The organism is Burkholderia sp. Se-20373 (assembly GCF_017104705.1).
Classification (GTDB): Bacteria; Pseudomonadota; Gammaproteobacteria; order Burkholderiales; family Burkholderiaceae; genus Burkholderia.
Map to the genome: position 1 here is coordinate 1 of NZ_JAAGPH010000360.1, position 916 is coordinate 916.

Sequence of the window (916 nt, forward strand, 5' to 3'; positions counted from 1 at the left end):
TCCGCGCGGCGCGCGGCGATCTGGCCGGCGGACCTGCGCACGGCGGTGGGCGAGCGGCGCACGGTGACGCTCGCGGATCGCACGGTCGTCGTCCTCGATACCGACACGGCGCTCGACGTGCGCTTCGACGATACGGCGCGCGGCCTGCGCCTCTTGCGCGGCACGATCATGGTGACGAGCGGCCACGACGATCGCGTGCCCGCGCGGCCGCTGGTCGTCGCGACGGCACAGGGTGAGTTGCGGCCGCTCGGCACGCGCTTCGCGGTGCGGCAGCGCGACGGCGCGACCCGCATCGAAGTGTTCGCCGGTGCCGTGCGCGTGCAGCCCGTCGATGCGACGGCCGACGCGCGCGTGATCGCGGCCGGAGAGGGCGCGGATTTCACGCGCGACACGATCGACGCGTCGGCGCCGCTCGATGCGTATGCGTCCGCGTGGACGGGCGGCATGCTCGTCGCTTCGCGCATGCGGTTGGCCGACCTCGTCGCCGAGCTCGACCGCTATCGCCGCGGCAGCCTGCGCTGCGATGCGGCCGTGGCCGACCTGCGCGTGTCGGGCACCTATCCGCTCGACGATCCCGCGCGCGTGCTCGACACGTTGAAGGCGACGCTGCCGATCGACGTTCACTACCTGACGCGCTACTGGGCGACGGTCGTGCCGGCCCGTTCGTGAGCCCGTCGAAAAAAATTTCCGCCGACCTGAGCTGTTTCTCGATGTTCGCGTGACATGGGTAATGAAAGCAGCACTGGCCCATCGTCCACCGACCTCCCGATCATGGTTTCCATCCGTCTCACGTATCGGCGCCGTCCGGCGCCTGCCCGACATCTGCCGCGCGCGTCGCGCCCGGCCGCATCCCCCGCGCCGTACGGGAAGAGCGTCGGGTGGGGGAAGAGTGGTGGCCGAGGTGTAGATCTCGGTT

1 protein-coding gene is annotated in these 916 nt (G+C 71.1%); it reads left to right on the forward strand.

Translation table 11 applies throughout. From position 1 onward, the window contains the following. Positions 1–669: FecR domain-containing protein (locus tag G3N96_RS38750; RefSeq protein WP_206140494.1), on the forward strand; the 669-nt coding region annotated here is incomplete at its 5' end. Positions 670–916 lie beyond the last annotated feature (247 nt).